Source organism: Mucilaginibacter myungsuensis, assembly GCF_015222005.1.
Lineage (GTDB): Bacteria > Bacteroidota > Bacteroidia > Sphingobacteriales > Sphingobacteriaceae > Mucilaginibacter > Mucilaginibacter myungsuensis.
Map to the genome: position 1 here is coordinate 85,881 of NZ_JADFFL010000012.1, position 17,281 is coordinate 103,161.

Here is a 17,281-nt window from a genome sequence, read left to right on the forward strand (position 1 = left end):
TTTGCGAATTTAGCTGTATATGAGCAAACTCGATATCCGCCTTACGCTGACCATGCAAAAAATACCGGTTAAAGGCGGCTGGACGTACGTCAGTTGGCCGGGGTCTAAAGAATTTTTCGGGACGGGTGGTTATGTTAAGGTCGCGGGAACGGTAGATGGTCATCCCTTCCAAAGTTCATTCATGCCCATGGGCGACGGGACCCAATTACTACCCATCAAAACCGAGATACGCAAAGCGATCGGTAAAGACGTAGGCGACAGCGTAGAACTGCACCTGCAGGAATGCTTGAGCTGGCTATAAGATAAACCCGTTGTTCTGTTGAAAGTTATGCACTTTGATCTCGAACATTTCGGCGATCTTCTCTGCGCGCCATTTGGCTTCGTCGGCTTTCTCGCCGGTAAAGAGTTCGTCTACGGTCTCCGTAAATAGTTTTATCCATCGGGCAAAATGCTCATGCGCTACAGGCAAAGTAGCGTGCGGCGGGAAAGGGCGGCCACTGTAGGTATGCTCGCCTAACAAGGTGGTCTGCCAAAAGCTATACATCTTGCCTAAATGATGCTCCCAGCGGTCCTGGATGCGGGAGTGGAATATCGGGCCAAGCAATTCGTCCTCACGTATCTTTCCGTAAAAAGTATCTACCAGGTTCTTGATATCATCTAAACTCAATATGGGTACGCGCTCTTCCATCTGCTTTATTTAATGGCCGCAAAGTTACCAGATATTGATGCTAAGTATTGTTAACACAATGCAATTCTATCCGAAAGTGACGAATATCACCAATGACAGCAAAGCAATGACGCGAAGCAAATGACTCAATGACAGCGAAGCGAATGACCCAATGATGCTTAGCAGAATGACAGCGAAGCCATTAAAAATCCAGCGGACCTAACCTCCGCATACTCTTCAATATCAGATACTGATGCCGCTGTACCCTTGCACTCGGCTTGGTTGGCGACCATTTTAATGGACTCGGGAATATGGACGCGATAGCCGCCGATTGCTTTTTGGTGAGTTGCGAGGCGTGTTTGTGGTAATAGGCTTGCGCGGCTGCCTCTACCCCGTATATGCCGTCGCCCATCTCGATCACGTTAAGGTACACCTCCATAATTCGTTTCTTGCTCCAGCAGATCTCGATCAGCATAGTGAACCAAGCCTCAAAGCCTTTGCGGATGAACGACCTCCCCTGCCAAAGGAAAACGTTTTTGGCCGTTTGCTGCGATATGGTGCTTCCGCCGATCAGCTTCTTGTTCTTCTTTGCGTTATTATCGATGGCATGCTCCAGGGCTTTAAAATCGAACCCGAAGTGGCCTAAAAATTTTTGATCTTCGGCAGCTACGGCGGCACGTTTCATCGGGTCGGCGATGGAGTCAAAGTCTACCCATTGCTTGTCTATCTTCCATTCTTTGCCGTCGGCTTTGCGCTCAAAGCCACGCGATATCATTAGCCAGGTTACAGGTGGGTTAACAAACTTAAAAAGCAGTACAAAGAACAGGCTTATCCCCACAAAAAGGAAGAATGCCAGCTTAACCACACGCCAGATCAGCTTGCCGATACCATTAAATTTCATGGGAACGAAAATAAGGGTTTGAATGCGAAAGGCGAAGTGAATTTAAGGAATGCGAAGTGCGAAATGTCAAATGCGAAATATCACCCCGATTTGTCATTGCGAGCGTAGCGCGGCGATCTCATAGGACAAGTGGTCGCAATGTTCAGCGACATTTGCTTCTCCGGAATGTCCTATCAGATCGCTGGGTCGCCCCACTACACCGCCTTTCCCTTCGCTCTTAGCCATGACATATTGATCGAAAATGCATTAAGTCTCGCTTCCCCGCTTGAGCGGGGTCAGGGGTGTGTCCTTCATTTGCAAGGTCTGCAAAAGGACACACCCCTATCAAAGGTTCTGCTTGATGTTCGTGCAGTGCTTCCCCGCTCAAGCGGGGAAACTTGGGCTTATCATCTCAACTTCAAAGTCCTATCGGAAATCTATAAACTCGTAATAACAAGAAACAAAAAAAGCGCCCCGAAACTCGGGACGCTTTTATATCATTTCGCGATCGGCATTCCGCCTTTCGCATTAAGCCTTACTCAGCAACAACTTCGAAAGGTACTTGTACCTTTACTTCTTTGTGCAAGTTTAAGTTAGCTACGTATTCGCCAACAAATTTAGGCTCAGTTTCGAAAGTGATACGACGACGGTCAACCTCGAAACCTTGTTTTTTCAAGGCGTCAGCTACCTGGATAGTGTTGATCGCACCGAAGATCTTGCCGCTTTCGCCTGCTTTAGCACCGATAGATAATTTAACACCTTCCAATTTAGCAGCGATAGCATCAGCGTCTTTGCGGATCTTCTCTTGTTTAAATTGAGCTTGTTTAATGTTCTCAGCTAATACTTTACGAGCCGAAGGAGTTGCCAAATGAGCAAGACCTTGAGGGATCAAAAAGTTACGGCCGTAACCTGGCTTAACGTTTACGATATCGTCTTTCTCGCCCAGGTTCTTAATATCTTGTTTTAAAATAACTTCCATTGTCTTACCTCCCTATTATTTTAAAGCGTCTGTAACGTAAGGTAATAAACCAATGTGGCGTGCGCGTTTAACCGCCTGGGCCACTTTACGCTGGAATTTTAATGAAGTACCGGTCAAGCGACGTGGTAATAATTTACCCTGATCGTTAATGAACTTTAATAAAAAGTTAGCGTCTTTGTAATCGATGTACTTGATACCGTTCTTTTTGAAACGGCAATATTTTTTACGGTTATCGTCCACCTTGGGAGCAGTAACGTATTGGATCTGATCGTTTGCCATGGGGATTATGCTTCGGTTTTAGCTGCAGGCTTTTTGTTGAATGCACCGCTACGTTTCTTGTCGTTGTATGCAATGGCATGTTTGTCCAAAGCAATTGTCAAGAAACGAACAACGCGCTCATCACGCTTCAGGTCAATTTCCAGTTTGTTAATTAGTTCACCCGGGGCCTTGTATTCAGTTAGGTGATAGTATCCTGTAGTTTTCTTTTGGATAGGATACGCTAATTTTCTCAGACCCCAATTGTCCTCTTGGACAATTTCGGCTCCGTTAGCAGTTAAGATACCTGTGAATTTGGCAATTACCTCTTTCGCAGCTTCTTCTGATAACAACGGGGTCAGAATGATCACGGTTTCGTACTGTTGCATTGATTAATTTGTTTTTTATCCCGCTATAAAGGGGCTGCAAATGTAGTAAGTATTTTTTAAGTTTCAAAGTACTGGTTTTAAATTTATTGGACCGCTGACCGACCATTTTAGCTATGATCTCGCTGATGCCGCTGAACCTTGCTAACTGATCACTGGTTAACTTGTCACTGATACCTGGATCATGGCGATGCCTGTGGCCCGGGCTCTTCGTTCCAAGTCCTCGCCTTTGCATGCCCGCTATTCCCCCGCTCGGCTGTGGGCTTTCCTCTTCGATCCCTATCGCGGAAAGATCATCAAACAAATCATCCACATCACCTGTCTATTTCCTATCTTTCGGACTTTCCGGACCTCCCAACTTCCGGACTTAAAAGAAACCAATTATGTTAGATAAACAAGGCATCGCCAAACGCATCGCGCGCGAGATCAAAGATGGATATTACGTTAACCTGGGTATCGGCATTCCTACACTGGTAGCCAACTACATCCCCGAAGGTATGGACGTAGTGCTGCAGTCAGAGAACGGCTTGTTAGGCATGGGCCCCTTCCCCTTCGAGGGCGAGGAAGACCCCGATACCATCAACGCCGGCAAACAAACCATTACCATGTTGCCGGGATCGGCCGTGTTCGATTCGGCCATGAGCTTTGGGATGATCCGTGCTAAAAAGGTAAATCTGACCATCCTTGGCGCTATGGAAGTATCCGAGAACGGCGATATTGCCAACTGGAAGATCCCCGGCAAAATGGTAAAGGGCATGGGCGGCGCTATGGATCTGGTAGCCAGTGCCGAAAATATCATTGTGGCCATGCAGCACGTCAACAAAGCGGGGGAAAGTAAACTGCTGCCAACATGCTCCCTCCCACTGACAGGTGTCAATTGCGTTAAAAAGATAGTGACCGAATTAGCCGTGCTTGACGTTTTACCAGAGGGCGGATTTAAACTAATAGAACGCGCGCCGGGTGTAAGTGTAGAGGACATTGTTAACGCGACAGCCGGGAAGCTGATCGTACCGGATGATGTACCCGAAATGGTACTTTAAGATCACCTTGTAAACTACTAAGTGCAAAATTTACAAATACCTGAAAATCATATGATTATAAATTGACATTCTGAAAAATGTTAACCTTTGTAAACTTTCCCTATAGTTTAGATCAAAGCGCTTTAACAAAAAAGAAGCTGTCTTTATGAGACAGCTTCCTGGTTTTCTTATTATTGGCCCTGCCCTTCAGGGGAGGGTTGGGTGGGGTCTACTCAATATAGCTTTCCAATATCTTAAAGCCACCTTCGGTGGTCAGTTCAACCTTATCGATCGAGTTAGGGATCAGTGCGCACTCGCCCATTTTAACTGCTATCTCGCCGCCATCGTACTTAACGGTCAGGGCGCCTTCTAAGCAAACGTAGATCACGAATGAGTCCAGGTTACTGTAGTCTTTGGTCACGCCTTCGGTAAAGTCCAATACGTTGGTTGTAAAGTACGGGCAGGTCACTAAGTGAACGTCCTCATTTTTTACCGGGGTGTATTTGGTTTTGTATTCAGGGTAAACATTGTAATCGTTGGCGGCTAAAGCCAATTCAGTATGCAATTCGCGTTTTTGGCCTTTGTCGTCTACACGGTCAAAATCATAAATGCGGTAGGTGATATCCGATGTTTGTTGGATCTCGGCTATCAGCAAACCTTTTCCGATTGTATGTACACGGCCTGCAGGTAAAAAGAATACGTCGCCGGCGGCAACATCCTCTTTGTTCAGGATGTCCATAATATGGCCGCTGTTCAGTTTATCAACGTAGATCTGCTCGTCAACCTTCTCGCTAAAACCGGCGATCAGCGTCGAACCCGGATCAGCTTCGATCACGTACCACATTTCGGTCTTGCCGAAAGAGTTGTGACGCTTTTTGGCCAACTCATCATCCGGGTGCACTTGGATAGACAGGTCGTCATTAGCATCGATAAATTTTACCAGCAATGGGAAGATATTACCGAAATGGTCATAAACATGCTTGCCTACCAGCTGATCTTTATATTGCTCCAAAAGATCGGCTAAAGACTGACCGGCTAACGAACCGTTCTCAACAACAGAAACATCAGACTTAACGCCAGATATCTCCCAGGTCTCGCCGCAGTTTGGCAGATCGCCAAAATCTTTACCTAAATAGGTACGGATCTTTTGGCCGCCCCAGATCTTATCTTTATAAATGGTTTTAAATTGTAATGGATATAATGCTGACATGGTGATATTATTTTTAAGTCGCTAAGTTAGCATTTGATCATAAAAGTAACACAACTTGCCTTGGGTAAAATTAAGGCGGACTACATATCGGGCGGCCATTATTTTCTTACGGTGTAGTAAGTGCCGCTCGTAGTAATGGTCGCTCCGTTGTATCTCACAGTCTCTAAAGTATAGATACTGGCGCATTTAGTTTGTGTTTTTGAAACTTTGGTATAGATCGTATCCTGATCTGCTTGGCTAAGTTTAAGGAAAGTTGTGCGTTCGCCGGCAAATGTGCCATTTATGACAATGGTCAAGCCGCTATCCGCGGATAAATTATAATTATATATAACCAAGGACTTATTCTCTTTCTGAATAAATTCAACATCATAATGCCCGGGAGTAGTAGGCGACAGTAAATTACGGTCTTGGGCATCCTTCAACCTCAGCGATATCTGCGGCGGTGGCGCGCTGGCATAACCACACTCTTTTTCGCATGACGAGGCCAATACAGAGATGATTGCAATAACAGCAGTAAATAATTTCAGATTGATCTTTTTCATTGTTTGACAAGGTTTAATTGTTAATATCAACTAATAATAAAATTTCTATTTATTATTACCAAACAGATCCGATGATAACTTATTTTACCATCGTAAAATACCGCTGCATTGCCGAGTCGGCCAGTTCTTTGCCATTATACTTGAAAAATCTTAGCAGATACTTCGGCTCGCATTTTTGCGGCACTAACTCATACTTGGTGTAAATAGTGTCGGTATCGGTGTCGCTCAGTTTTAGGTACGCCGTTCGCTCGCCTTCTTTAAAAAACAGAATTATCCGTATAGGTTCGTTCGGCTCTTTCTCGGTGTTGGTCCTGAATATCAGATCCCGGTTAGACAACGTAACTACGTGGGTAGGGTAAAAGCCGGGAGTTTTCGGATCAAAAAGGTCGCGGCCCAGGCTATCAGTAATACTTAAAAAGTGATAAGCCGATGGCCCTGTATATCCGCATTCAACTTCCTGTACAAATGCATCTTTTTTGCAGGAGACAGCCAATGTTACAACGGCAATGCCTGATACGATAATGGTTTTTAGGTTAGTTTTTAGCATAGTGTTTATTTGATGACAGTAAAATATCCGCGCGATACCGAATCGGTATAGGTTGTGTTATTGTATCTAAAAGCGGTAAGGCGATACGACGGGCAGCAGCCTTTGCCAACTTCCCTACTGTAAGTGATGGTATCCTGATCGGTATCACTTAGCTTTAAATAAAACTTGTCGCTGGTGCCCGATGGCCAGGGGATGATCAGTTTGCGCCTGTGCCCGTTCGGGTAAAATATATGGCGGCCCAACAAGTGCACCTTGCCGGTATTAAGCTGCACGATCTTGGCGCTATCTAAATGCGCAGGCGTGGCGGGATCCAGCAGGTCGCGGCCTTGGCCATCAATAAGGTCTAAGGTAATTAAAGGCATCGCCAGGTCGCAGGCGATCATCCCGCACTCGCCACGTTCACTTTCCCTGCGGCAAGCGTTAAGCAATAAAATAAGCGCAAGGGCAAATAGCCCGATAAGGTAGTTGTATTTAGACATTATAAGTGGTCTTATAATATCCTTACGCTACCCGGAAGAAATACGCTACATCTCCTGTTTAAATTATTTTACTATTGTATAAAGTGCCACTTTACCAACAGAATCGGCATGCGATGTATTGTTGTATTTAAAGGCGGTCAGCCGGGTATCGAAAGCGCAATTATTTTTACGGGTACTTGTCATGTCGGTGAACAAGGTATCGGTATCCGTAGCGCTTAGCTTTAAGTAATAGGTCATACTCTTGCCTACTGGTATCACCAAAGTTGTTTTACCGGGATAGCCCAGGTTACGTTCGGCAGCTATGACCTGTACAGCCGGATTGTAGCCCTTAATGTAGGCTGTGTCGATAAAGTTGGGGGTATTTTTATTGAACAGGTCGCGCTTTTGCTTGTCCTGAAACTGCAGCTCGATGGCTTGTAACGGCTGGGCATTTATAATGCCTTCGCACGGATCTTGCTCGGTCTTATTGCAGGTAAATAATGATGCGATAACGAAAGCTCCAGCGATCGCCGGCGGCAAAAAATGTTTTTTAGATAAGGTGTTAGTCATACCACAAAAATAAAAAACCCTGCCATATTTCTACAGCAGGGTTTTTATTTTATCAGCTTAGCAAAAATTATTTGCTCAATTTAGCTTTCAGGTTCTCGTTAATAGCTTCCAAAAATTCTTCGGTGTACAGGTAATCGGTACCGTGTTCAACCTTAGGTTTAATGGTGATCGCCAAGTCCTTGGTCATTTTGCCGCTTTCAACTGTCTCGATACAAACAGCCTCTAAAGCTTTACAAAAATCGATCAGCTCCTGGTTACCGTCAAGGATGCCACGGAACTCTAAACCACGTGTCCATGCAAAGATAGATGCGATAGGGTTTGTTGAAGTTGGGTTACCTTTTTGGTGCTCGCGGTAGTGACGGGTCACTGTACCGTGTGCAGCTTCGGCTTCCATTACGGTGCCATCAGGTGTAACCAAAGTTGAGGTCATCAAACCTAATGAACCGAAGCCTTGCGCTACGGTGTCAGACTGTACGTCGCCATCATAGTTCTTACAAGCCCAAACAAAGTTACCGTTCCATTTCAGGGCCGATGCAACCATGTCGTCGATCAGGCGGTGCTCGTAAGTAATACCTGCCTCGGCAAATTTGGCTTTGTAATCGTTTTGGTAGATCTCTTCAAAAATGTCTTTAAAACGGCCATCATATTTTTTCAGGATGGTGTTTTTGGTAGACAGGTATAAAGGCCAGCCTTTCATCAATGCCTGGTTAAAACAAGCGTGAGCAAAGCCAATGATAGACTCGTCGGTATTGTACATGGTTAACGCTACACCGTCACCTTTAAAGTTAAATACTTCAAAAGATTGTGCTTCGCCGCCGTCCTCTGGGGTGAAGGTTACGGTAAGTTTACCTTTACCTTTTGTTAAAAAATCGGTAGCGCGGTACTGATCGCCAAAAGCGTGACGACCGATGCAGATCGGCGCGGTCCAGTTAGGTACTAAACGTGGTACGTTGCTCATAACGATGGGCTCGCGGAATACAGTACCATCTAAAATGTTACGGATAGTACCATTGGGCGATTTCCACATTTGTTTCAGACCGAATTCTTTTACACGCTCCTCGTCAGGAGTGATGGTAGCGCATTTAATGCCTACACCATATTGCTTGATCGCGTTAGCCGCGTCGATAGTAACCTGGTCGTTAGTTTCATCACGGTACTCGATACCTAAGTCGTAGTATTTGATATCCAGTTCAAGGTACGGCAAGATCAGCTTATCTTTAATGAACTGCCAGATAATACGGGTCATCTCATCGCCATCCAACTCAACTACAGGATTAGCTACTTTAATTTTTGACATATGGAATTTATTTAAAGGGCTGTTTTTAAAATTGTCCAAATATATGAATTGAAGATAACCGACGTAGACCTGAACATAATTTTTATTGTGAATGTAAAAAAATACATACATTTGGGATAACATACGCCCGTGTAAGGCGTTTGTTAGGTATTATCTTACAAGCTATCACTTATCCCTTGAAAAAATTAATTTTCTCTTTATTGATATGCTTATCGGCAGTGGCCGCTAAAGCTCAGATAGGTTACAACTATTCGCAATACGAATTGGGCTTTACAGCCGGTGTTAACACCCAACATACCGACTTTATAAAAAAGAACAGCACTTACGCTTTTGGCGGGCAGTTCACTTACAACTTTACACCGTACATCAATTTTATGGCCGAGGTAAATGTGGGCGCTTTAAGAGGCGACTCTATCATTACTTCGTTACCATCTAACTTTGCGTATAACAATGATTACACCTCTGTAGCATTTAGAGCGCAGTTACAAGCAGGCGAGCTGTTCGATTACTCCCGTTCTCCATTTGGCAATGCTTTAAAGAACTTTTATATCAGTGGTGGTGTAGGTGTGCTATATACCGATCTTAAGGTTTATGATACCGGGCAATTATCGGCCGAAAGCAAGGGCAGCAGCATTTTTATACCGGCAAAACTTGGCTACGAGTTCAAATTTTTCAACAGCTATAACGAGCCTTTTTTAAAGTTAGACCTTGGCTATCAGCTCAATTATATCATGAGCGATAATTTTGACGGCTATACTTCGGGCAAGTACAGTGATGCCTTTACCCAATTTTCGGTAGGCTTACGTTTTGCTATCGGCGGCACCACGTCTTACCGCAAAGCGATCCACTGGTAAGTCGATCATCGGGTTAGTGGAGTTTTTGGCAGGGTTTTTACTGTGAATAGTTAAAACAATCTACCATGAACATACCTAACATAGACCCTGCTTTTGATAACGAAGAACAAGACAGGGACCGCACACTGAAAGATGATCTGGGCGAGACCATTAATGCCGAAGATCTTAATTATGACGAGGCGACCAACAGCTACGAGTTAGATGTTAAAGGTGACGACCCCGATTACGACCATCCCGACCCTTACGATACCACCGTACCCAATGGCGACGACATCAGCTCGACCTACGACGAGGCCAATCCTTATGATGTGAACGGCGAATACGATAGCAAACGCTCTATCGAAACCGACGTTGACAAATTAGGTATGCATATAGATGACGGGGATATTGTAGAAGTTGATCCGGCCGATAAGGCCCTCTCTCATACGCCCGAAGATGACCGTGATGACCTGGATGAAGAAGGGTACCCTAAGAATGACCGTCCTTAGTGAGCTCGCAGTTAGTAGTTTGCAGTTAGCTTTTTGACTGAGCTGCAAACTGCTAACTCATAACTGCCAACTAAAACCTATTCCGGTTCAAGCCCGAACCTTCTGCGCAGTTCTATCAACTGCGGGTTTTTATTGGCCATGTATTGGAATTTTTCTATAGCGGTGTAAGGCCGTTTGCTTTTGATCTGCTCATCTACCCGGGTGGTTACATTAATGTCGAAGTTTTTCAGCGCTGAACGCAAATAATTCAAGGTATCCGGCTTTTCGTCGCGGAACCAGGCTTCTTGTGTGCGGTTGCTTACCGGCACTTCAAAATCGTAAGGCTTTAGCATCACGGGGGCCTCTCCCGTAAATATGGAGACCAAACCTGCCGACTTACCCTCTTTTTTTATCTTGGCCGCATAATCGCTCCAGCATTTCAGAAACTGGTCAATCGTAAAGGCCTCTTTATCGGTACCTTTCAGATAGGGGTCATCATCCTTGGCCATTTCTTCTTCGGCCTGTTTACCCATGTCTTTAAACGATGGTATTTTGATCGAAGTAGTACCGCTATTCAGGTTAGGGATAAAGATCGCGGGCTTCTCAGCGGGTGGGGCTGCAGCTCCCTGAGCAACGGGCTGACTATCCTTTACCGGGGCAACAGGCTCTGTTCTTACAGCTTGTTGTACAGCCGGAGTACTGACCGCCAATGGCTCAACAGGCACGATATTTTGCACCGGAGGGGCGGTATTTTGGGCCTGCGGTGCCGCTATTGCTGAGGTATCAGGTTTTTTTTTTAATTGACCGTCTCCGGTCATTGCATTTGCGGGCATATTTGCCGCGTTAAAAGCGGCGGGCAAATGGCATATCTTAAGCAGCGCCAGCTCGACTTGCAAGCGTTGGTTCTTGCTGAGGCGATAATTCAGATCGCACTGATTGGCAATAGCCATAGCCGATAGCAGGAAAGATACCGAGGTAGCCGACGATTGCTGCAGATATTTAGCGCGGATACCCTCGCTCACCTCTAATAATTTCAGTGTATTGGGGTCCTTTCCTACTAACAGGTTACGCAGGTGTCCTGTTAGTCCGGAGATGAAATGCGCGCCGTCAAATCCCTTACTCAGGATCTCATCGAACAGCAGTAATGTTTTAGCGGTATCCTCTTTTAGCAAACTATCAACGATGTTGAAATAGTAATCGTAGTCGAGTATATTGAGGTTATTAATGACCGAGCTATAGGTAACGTTAGCGCCCGAGAAGCTCACGATCTGGTCGAACATCGACAGCGCATCGCGCAAACCGCCATCCGCTTTTTGGGCGATGATATGCAGGCCGTCAACTTCATATTGGATGTTTTCCTTACCTGCGATCGAAGCCAGGTGATTGGCCATATCCTCAACCTTAATGCGGTTAAAGTCAAATATCTGGCATCGCGACAGGATGGTCGGTAGTATCTTATGTTTCTCGGTAGTGGCCAGGATAAAGATGGCATAATGGGGCGGTTCTTCCAGCGTTTTCAGGAACGCGTTGAAAGCCGCTTGCGATAGCATGTGCACCTCATCAATAATGTACACTTTATAACGCGCACCCTGCGGCGGTATGCGCACCTGATCGATCAGGTTACGGATGTCATCTACCGAGTTGTTAGACGCGGCATCCAATTCGTGGATGTTAAATGAATTCCCGTTTTGGAACGACTTGCACGAACCGCACTGACCGCAAGCCTCGCCGTTAGGCTGAAGGTCCTCGCAATTGATGGTCTTTGCCAGGATACGTGCGCACGTTGTTTTGCCCACTCCACGCGGTCCGCAGAATAAAAATGCCTGAGCCAGCTGATTATTTTTGATGGCGTTCTTAAGCGTGTTGGTTATATGTTGCTGACCAACAACGGTATCAAAAGTAGCAGGACGGTATTTACGGGCCGAAACAATGAAATTCTCCACAGATGCTAAGGTAGTAACAAGTAGCGATCTTTTGAGGGGGTGTTTGTTCTTTTTTGGAGAGCCGGTTTTCTTTAGAAGAAACTACAAAGCGCACAAAGTTTTTCACAAAGGGCACAAAGGCTTGTCTTGAAGTTGCATGGCTTTGTGTTCTTTGTGTTTTTCCCTTTGTGCGCTTTGTGGTTATATTGACATCAACGTAGATGTTAATTACTTACGTCATCATTATTAATACCGCGTTTATTCTTTTTGATCGCCTCTTTCAACTTGCCGAATTTGTAGTTCAGCGACGCACCGAACACCCTGAAATTTTGCTGATCATTGCTCAACTGATCAAAGTTTGGCCCAAAAGCGTTGGTCACGTTAAGGCGGTATTTATCGAACGGATTATTAACCAATGCCGAGAACGTCAGCTTATCTTTAATGATATCCTTGCTGGCATTTAAAGTAGTGGTTACGTAAGCGTTAGATCGTTGTTGAACCGTCAATTGGCCGCCATTCAAGTAAGCATTGGCGCCCACGCGCCAGCCGTTGTTCAGTTTTAAATTGGTAGCCAGGTTGCAGTTATACATAAACCCGCGGTTCTTGATCGGTTGGCCGTTGCTGATACCGTCGGCCCAACCATGCACCAAACTACCATTAAGGCTAAGGCCTAATGCCGGGCTTATCGGATAAGTAAAATTGATGTTGGTACCTGCCGCAATGGCACCGCCGGTATTTTCAAAGCGGGTACGGGTGATGGTGGTTGCCTCATCGTATTGCGAGACAGGGAATATCAGCCCGTTTATCCAATTGCAAACCAGGCTGGTGACCAAATTCCATTTGCCCGTGCGGTCAAAACCTATTCGGATCTGGTTGCCCTGCGTCGGGCGCAGATCGGGGTTACCTGTGGTCTCGAACGATGGGTTAGATCGGTCCACAAATGGGTTCAGCTGATTGATCCCCGGCCTTTGGATGCGTTGGTTCCAGCCAAAAGTGATGCCTGTAGTTTTAAACCTGCGACTAAATACGACCGACGGTACCACGTTAAAATAGTTTTGCTTCACCTGCGTCGCCGTAGTTAAAAAGTCGGCATCGATAATGGTATTCTCTAACCTGACCCCCGCTTTAACCGACCAACTTTTTGCGCTGTACTGGTACGAGCTATAAGCAGCCAGGATGGTTTGCATGTTATTGAACGTGTTTGTTTTGGCCGGATCGATAGCATAGTTATCGGCAGCGTCGGCAGATAGATATTTAAAATCACTCTCGTTAGTACGATATATCGCTTTTGCTCCCGCCTCGATGCTCGACTTATTTATCGGGTAAACATGATCCAATTGCACCGTGTGCTCGTTCATGATACTTCTATTGGCCTGCCTAAAATTGGGCAGATCATAGTCTAAACGGTTGGCAAACCGCTGATCGGCGTTCTGCTCATTGGCAAAACCAAAGTAGCGGTATGATAGCGTGGTCAATTGGTTTTTGTGCCTGCGGTAGCCTTTTTGATAATTGATGGCCGCATCAGCTCCACGGCCGTTATTGTCGTTTTGATTGAACAGATCATAAACCTGCTCCACCACGCCATTGTTCCGCAATACCGAGTTTTGGAATATGCTACCGGTTCCCTTGCTCCCGTTGATATTGAACTGGCCTGATAATAGGTCCAAAGAATCCAACTCATAACTCAACTCAATGCCCAGGTAAGCGTTCCGGTCATCTTTCTCGCGGTCGCCATATTGGAACAGCGCCGATGTAGCGCCATTTTTACCGGTACGGGCTATATCATTTGTAGTGGTTGGCGTATTTGCCGATCCCGCGCCGCCAAATAACGATAGCCCTAACTTGCCCGACTTGGTACTATACGCCCCACCTACCGACGGCCCACCCAACGGAAGTCGATGATTAAGACTGATGTTGGCATTATATCCATCGGCAAGGGCCTTATTGGTCACGATGTTGATGATACCGGCTACACCTTCGGCATCGTATTTAGACGACGGCGTAGTGATCACCTCGATCTTTTGGATAGATGATGCCGGCATGCTCTTCAGCACATCCTTAGCGTTACGTTCCATCAAACTTGATGGCTTGCCGTTGATAAAGATACGCGCGCCTGAAGCGCCGTTCAATTGCACATTGTCTTCGCCATCAACGGTCAACATCGGTACTTTGCGCATCATCTCTAACACGGTACTATGCTTACCTGCCGGGTCGGCCTGCACATCGTAAGCCAAACGGTCAGCCTCCTGACTGATAACCGGGCGGGCGGCTTTAACCGATACGGTCTTTAACTGTTTGGATGCGGTATTGATGACTATCTCGCCAAGATCAAGCAGTTGTTTGCTGTTGTCGATAGTGACATCAATGGTTTTAGTATTATAACCCAACAGCAAAAAATTCAGCACAAATTTTCCGTGTTGGATATCGGTCATAACAAAGGTGCCGTCGATTTTACCGGCTACAACTTTTATTTGCTGTTTATTGGTGTTGCTAAGGGATACGGTAACAAATTCGGCAGGTTTGCGCGTGGCGCTATCTATCAGTCGGCCTCTGATGGCGCTTTTGCCGGGGATGCCTTGTGCAAAGGAAGCTACTGATCCTATCATCAGAAATATCAGCGCTAAAATGGTTTTGAGTTTCATGTTCTAAGTTCGATTTGACACTTAGACTACACCCGCCTGTACTATGTTACACATAGTACTAAAATAATGCAATGTTATATGTTATGCACTTTGATCATAATGCACACAAAATCCTCAATATCAACCACTATCGCAACAAAGCCGCCCGATAAAAATTACAAGGCGGCTTTAAAATGTTAAAATTTATTTACGTATCAGCGCATCCTGACCTATTATTCAGCCAGTTTTAACAAGCCTTCCACATCCAGTCTGCGGGTGTACATGGTCAGTTTACCATCAGCATCTAAAGGCCAATCTTCCTTAGGGCGATCCCAATAAAGTTCAACACCGTTCTCGTCAGGATCATTCAGGTAGATCGCTTCAGACACACCGTGGTCCGATGCTCCTGTTAACGGATAGCCGGCATCGATCAGTCGCTTCAGGATAACGGCCAGGTCTTTACGTTCCGGATACAGGATAGCAGTATGATACAAGCCCGGCGCATACTCAGGCGCAGGACCAGCCCCTTTGCTGTGCCAGGTATTTAAGCCGATATGATGGTGATACCCCCCTGCGGAGATAAATGCCGCCTGATCGCCATATAGCATCACCTTTTCAAATCCCAGTAATCCGCTATAAAAATCAAGCGACTTTTGCAGATCGCTTACTTTTAAATGCACATGGCCAATACGGGTTTGGGCGGGTATTTTATAATCGTTCATAAATTACGTGTTTAAACATACAAATTTAGAAACTGGTTAAATAATTGGTGTTATCGCAACGTAATTTTTGATCGTCAGCACCATTTTATTTATTGGCAGTTATTGCCAGATCCAACTCATTATTACCCTGTTTATCAAGCTTTATTGAAAATCCCTTTCCCATCAGACTGCCCATGTTAGGGGCATTATTATTAACGATATTTCCTTTGGCATCTATAATAATATAATGCGGTATGCCCTCTACATTGTAAGCTTTACAGGCAGGATCGGCCGGAGAGGGCGCTCTTAAATTAATGCCATCAAACTTAAGATCCGCTATACTTTTCTTCCATTCGTTAACGCCTGCGTCCACACAAATATTTAAAAACACCACGCCTTTATCTTTATACTTTTGATGAAATTCGACACCATAGGTTTTGATATCGCCAATGCACGGCCCGCAATACACGCCCCAAAAATCCATAAAAACAACTTTGCCTTTAAAGTCGCTTAATGATACCGTTTTGCCGTTCTCATCTTTCAGGCTAATTATTGGTGCGGGGTTGCCGGGTTTCAACGTATGCATGGCTTTGTAATAGGCTGTAAGCTCGTCTTTAAAGGCCGCGGTCTTCATTTCCGGTAACATCCTTTTATAGGCCGCCTCCACGTGGTCAAAAGGATAATACCCAAAGCCGTCGATAATAGTATGGGCCAAATACCAATCAAGGATCAGCGGGGACAAGTTCAATTTTGCTATTGCGCCATAACAATTCAATAATGTAAAATTTGATTCGGTGTTCTCATGGGCCGGGCCTTCATACGTCACGGTAGAGAAAGGGCGTTCACCTTGTACCTTGCTAACCAAAAAGTCGCGGTATTCGTGCGATGCCATAAACATCGTTTCGTCCAACACTTTATCAATATAGCCCCAGCTTTCGGTCTGATAAAAATTGGCTGTACCGAACATCCCTTTTAAATTATCCGGAATGGCAGCAGCTAATGGCAGCACGTAATTGGTCTTGCTTGTTTTATTTAGCTTGCTGATCATATCCAAATTTCTAAAATAGATATCGTACAAAATCTTTTTGGAGTTGCCGGTAACAGGCCCTTTAACCAATAGCTTAACCTCTCCCGTGAACAACTCGCTGATCTTGTTGAATTTCTCAACATCTGCAATATCTTTTGATCGTAACGCAGTTACGGCATCCATCATTGGTTTGCGGTATTGCTTAGACAGTTGCAGCAACAGATCTAATTCTTGCTGACGCTCGCCCGAATTAGACGTTATCTTAAAAGTATCATCAATGTCTTTATTATCCCACTCAACGGTCAGCGTATCGCCGGGCTTGGCTAAGGCCGATAGCCCTTCACCAAGATAAAAATGAATGTCTGACGTGTTGCCTGTCTCCATAGTTTTAAAGAACGAACCATCAGCTTTGACGGGAACATCGATCACCAAATTCTTAAAAAGACCACTGGAAAAATAGCTCCAAAATGTCTCGGTAAAGTTTTTTACATTGCCTTTGATAACGTATGTTTTCAAGGCGGCGACCGGCGCCTGGGCCGAAACTTTAGCGGCGGGTTTGGCAGCAGGCTGTTTCTTTGACTGAGCCGAAACGTTGATACTTGTTAAGCCAATAGCAAGTACCATAAAAGATCTGAGGAAAGTTCGTGTCATTTGTGATAAGCGTTTATGAGGTGCAAGATAGTTGATAAGTTCCTTTTGTGTTCCTGAGCTCGAAACTAAATTATGGATCGACGGTTTATTAAAGCCACGCTGTTAACGTTTGATAACATATTTTAAGTATTGTTACAAGTAAGGCATCGTACACGTCGGGCTTTTGGATGCAGCCGAACACGCCGCTTAAAGCCATTAAATTTAGAACTGTCTACTTTGCGTCATACC

19 protein-coding genes are annotated in these 17,281 nt (G+C 45.2%); 4 read left to right on the forward strand and 15 right to left on the reverse strand.

What is annotated here, in order from left to right; all coding sequences use genetic code 11:
• Positions 1-19 precede the first annotated feature (19 nt).
• A complete protein-coding gene (locus tag IRJ16_RS21680) occupies positions 20-301 on the forward strand; it encodes a DUF1905 domain-containing protein (protein WP_194113877.1) in 282 nt (93 codons plus the stop codon).
• Here the strand turns inward: IRJ16_RS21680 and IRJ16_RS21685 are convergent.
• From IRJ16_RS21685 to rpsF, 5 genes are all read right to left on the reverse strand, one after another.
• A complete protein-coding gene (locus tag IRJ16_RS21685; RefSeq protein WP_194113879.1) occupies positions 296-688 on the reverse strand; it encodes a group III truncated hemoglobin in 393 nt (130 codons plus the stop codon). The genes IRJ16_RS21680 and IRJ16_RS21685 overlap by 6 nt on opposite strands.
• A gap of 181 nt (positions 689-869) precedes the next feature.
• Positions 870-1,568 (reverse strand): monofunctional biosynthetic peptidoglycan transglycosylase, encoded by a 699-nt coding sequence (gene mtgA, locus IRJ16_RS21690; protein WP_194113881.1) that lies wholly within the window; start codon positions 1,566-1,568, stop codon positions 870-872.
• A gap of 514 nt (positions 1,569-2,082) precedes the next feature.
• Positions 2,083-2,526, reverse strand: coding sequence for a 50S ribosomal protein L9 (rplI, locus tag IRJ16_RS21695; RefSeq protein WP_194113883.1), 444 nt, complete (start codon positions 2,524-2,526; stop codon positions 2,083-2,085).
• A 15-nt stretch (positions 2,527-2,541) separates the two neighbouring features.
• On the reverse strand, positions 2,542-2,805 hold the full coding sequence (rpsR, locus tag IRJ16_RS21700; RefSeq protein WP_194113885.1) for a 30S ribosomal protein S18: 264 nt from the start codon (positions 2,803-2,805) through the stop codon (positions 2,542-2,544).
• A gap of 5 nt (positions 2,806-2,810) precedes the next feature.
• On the reverse strand, positions 2,811-3,170 hold the full coding sequence (gene rpsF, locus IRJ16_RS21705) for a 30S ribosomal protein S6 (RefSeq protein WP_194113887.1): 360 nt from the start codon (positions 3,168-3,170) through the stop codon (positions 2,811-2,813).
• Positions 3,171-3,550: 380 nt separating this feature from the next.
• Here rpsF and IRJ16_RS21710 point away from each other — a divergent pair, with 380 nt between their 5' ends.
• The gene (locus IRJ16_RS21710) at positions 3,551-4,207 is read left to right on the forward strand and encodes a 3-oxoacid CoA-transferase subunit B (RefSeq protein WP_194113888.1); all 657 of its coding nucleotides are present in this window, start codon (positions 3,551-3,553) and stop codon (positions 4,205-4,207) included.
• 208 nt (positions 4,208-4,415) lie between these two features.
• On the opposite strand, the gene IRJ16_RS21715 is transcribed toward IRJ16_RS21710, so the two are convergent.
• The 6 genes from IRJ16_RS21715 to IRJ16_RS21740 all read right to left on the reverse strand — a co-directional run bounded on the left by IRJ16_RS21715 (position 4,416) and on the right by IRJ16_RS21740 (position 8,810).
• Positions 4,416-5,396: a type I phosphomannose isomerase catalytic subunit gene (locus IRJ16_RS21715; RefSeq protein ID WP_194113890.1), complete on the reverse strand. Its 981-nt coding sequence runs from the start codon at positions 5,394-5,396 to the stop codon at positions 4,416-4,418.
• 98 nt (positions 5,397-5,494) lie between these two features.
• A complete protein-coding gene (locus tag IRJ16_RS21720; protein WP_194113892.1) occupies positions 5,495-5,938 on the reverse strand; it encodes a hypothetical protein in 444 nt (147 codons plus the stop codon).
• A 79-nt stretch (positions 5,939-6,017) separates the two neighbouring features.
• A complete protein-coding gene (locus tag IRJ16_RS21725; RefSeq protein WP_194113893.1) occupies positions 6,018-6,485 on the reverse strand; it encodes a hypothetical protein in 468 nt (155 codons plus the stop codon).
• Positions 6,486-6,490: 5 nt separating this feature from the next.
• Positions 6,491-6,964, reverse strand: coding sequence for a hypothetical protein (locus IRJ16_RS21730; protein WP_194113895.1), 474 nt, complete (start codon positions 6,962-6,964; stop codon positions 6,491-6,493).
• A gap of 63 nt (positions 6,965-7,027) precedes the next feature.
• The gene (locus IRJ16_RS21735; protein ID WP_194113897.1) at positions 7,028-7,513 is read right to left on the reverse strand and encodes a hypothetical protein; all 486 of its coding nucleotides are present in this window, start codon (positions 7,511-7,513) and stop codon (positions 7,028-7,030) included.
• A gap of 67 nt (positions 7,514-7,580) precedes the next feature.
• The gene (locus IRJ16_RS21740; protein ID WP_194113899.1) at positions 7,581-8,810 is read right to left on the reverse strand and encodes an NADP-dependent isocitrate dehydrogenase; all 1,230 of its coding nucleotides are present in this window, start codon (positions 8,808-8,810) and stop codon (positions 7,581-7,583) included.
• A gap of 176 nt (positions 8,811-8,986) precedes the next feature.
• Between IRJ16_RS21740 and IRJ16_RS21745 the strand changes: the two genes are divergently transcribed.
• Positions 8,987-9,664, forward strand: a complete 678-nt coding sequence (locus IRJ16_RS21745) for an outer membrane beta-barrel protein (RefSeq protein ID WP_194113900.1) — start codon at positions 8,987-8,989, stop codon at positions 9,662-9,664.
• Between the two features lie 65 nt (positions 9,665-9,729).
• Complete coding sequence (locus IRJ16_RS21750; RefSeq protein WP_194113902.1) at positions 9,730-10,152, forward strand: hypothetical protein; 423 nt, start codon at positions 9,730-9,732, stop codon at positions 10,150-10,152.
• Positions 10,153-10,229: 77 nt separating this feature from the next.
• Here IRJ16_RS21750 and IRJ16_RS21755 read toward each other — a convergent pair whose 3' ends face one another.
• The 4 genes from IRJ16_RS21755 to IRJ16_RS21770 all read right to left on the reverse strand — a co-directional run bounded on the left by IRJ16_RS21755 (position 10,230) and on the right by IRJ16_RS21770 (position 17,053).
• Positions 10,230-12,074: a DNA polymerase III subunit gamma/tau gene (locus IRJ16_RS21755; RefSeq protein ID WP_194113904.1), complete on the reverse strand. Its 1,845-nt coding sequence runs from the start codon at positions 12,072-12,074 to the stop codon at positions 10,230-10,232.
• A gap of 203 nt (positions 12,075-12,277) precedes the next feature.
• The gene (locus tag IRJ16_RS21760; RefSeq protein ID WP_194113905.1) at positions 12,278-14,695 is read right to left on the reverse strand and encodes an outer membrane beta-barrel family protein; all 2,418 of its coding nucleotides are present in this window, start codon (positions 14,693-14,695) and stop codon (positions 12,278-12,280) included.
• Between the two features lie 212 nt (positions 14,696-14,907).
• Positions 14,908-15,396 (reverse strand): VOC family protein, encoded by a 489-nt coding sequence (locus tag IRJ16_RS21765; RefSeq protein WP_194113907.1) that lies wholly within the window; start codon positions 15,394-15,396, stop codon positions 14,908-14,910.
• A gap of 85 nt (positions 15,397-15,481) precedes the next feature.
• On the reverse strand, positions 15,482-17,053 hold the full coding sequence (locus tag IRJ16_RS21770) for a TlpA family protein disulfide reductase (RefSeq protein WP_194113909.1): 1,572 nt from the start codon (positions 17,051-17,053) through the stop codon (positions 15,482-15,484).
• Positions 17,054-17,281: the final 228 nt, after the last annotated feature.

Bases quoted from the DNA above. Each gene is read 5' to 3' on its own strand.
- IRJ16_RS21680 (WP_194113877.1), top strand. From the start codon at position 20: ATGAGCAAACTCGATATCCGCCTTACGCTGACCATGCAAAAAATACCG.
- IRJ16_RS21685 (WP_194113879.1), bottom strand. From the start codon at position 688: ATGGAAGAGCGCGTACCCATATTGAGTTTAGATGATATCAAGAACCTG.
- mtgA (WP_194113881.1), bottom strand. From the start codon at position 1,568: ATGAAATTTAATGGTATCGGCAAGCTGATCTGGCGTGTGGTTAAGCTG.
- rplI (WP_194113883.1), bottom strand. From the start codon at position 2,526: ATGGAAGTTATTTTAAAACAAGATATTAAGAACCTGGGCGAGAAAGAC.
- rpsR (WP_194113885.1), bottom strand. From the start codon at position 2,805: ATGGCAAACGATCAGATCCAATACGTTACTGCTCCCAAGGTGGACGAT.
- rpsF (WP_194113887.1), bottom strand. From the start codon at position 3,170: ATGCAACAGTACGAAACCGTGATCATTCTGACCCCGTTGTTATCAGAA.
- IRJ16_RS21710 (WP_194113888.1), top strand. From the start codon at position 3,551: ATGTTAGATAAACAAGGCATCGCCAAACGCATCGCGCGCGAGATCAAA.
- IRJ16_RS21715 (WP_194113890.1), bottom strand. From the start codon at position 5,396: ATGTCAGCATTATATCCATTACAATTTAAAACCATTTATAAAGATAAG.
- IRJ16_RS21720 (WP_194113892.1), bottom strand. From the start codon at position 5,938: ATGAAAAAGATCAATCTGAAATTATTTACTGCTGTTATTGCAATCATC.
- IRJ16_RS21725 (WP_194113893.1), bottom strand. From the start codon at position 6,485: ATGCTAAAAACTAACCTAAAAACCATTATCGTATCAGGCATTGCCGTT.
- IRJ16_RS21730 (WP_194113895.1), bottom strand. From the start codon at position 6,964: ATGTCTAAATACAACTACCTTATCGGGCTATTTGCCCTTGCGCTTATT.
- IRJ16_RS21735 (WP_194113897.1), bottom strand. From the start codon at position 7,513: ATGACTAACACCTTATCTAAAAAACATTTTTTGCCGCCGGCGATCGCT.
- IRJ16_RS21740 (WP_194113899.1), bottom strand. From the start codon at position 8,810: ATGTCAAAAATTAAAGTAGCTAATCCTGTAGTTGAGTTGGATGGCGAT.
- IRJ16_RS21750 (WP_194113902.1), top strand. From the start codon at position 9,730: ATGAACATACCTAACATAGACCCTGCTTTTGATAACGAAGAACAAGAC.
- IRJ16_RS21760 (WP_194113905.1), bottom strand. From the start codon at position 14,695: ATGAAACTCAAAACCATTTTAGCGCTGATATTTCTGATGATAGGATCA.
- IRJ16_RS21765 (WP_194113907.1), bottom strand. From the start codon at position 15,396: ATGAACGATTATAAAATACCCGCCCAAACCCGTATTGGCCATGTGCAT.
- IRJ16_RS21770 (WP_194113909.1), bottom strand. From the start codon at position 17,053: ATGACACGAACTTTCCTCAGATCTTTTATGGTACTTGCTATTGGCTTA.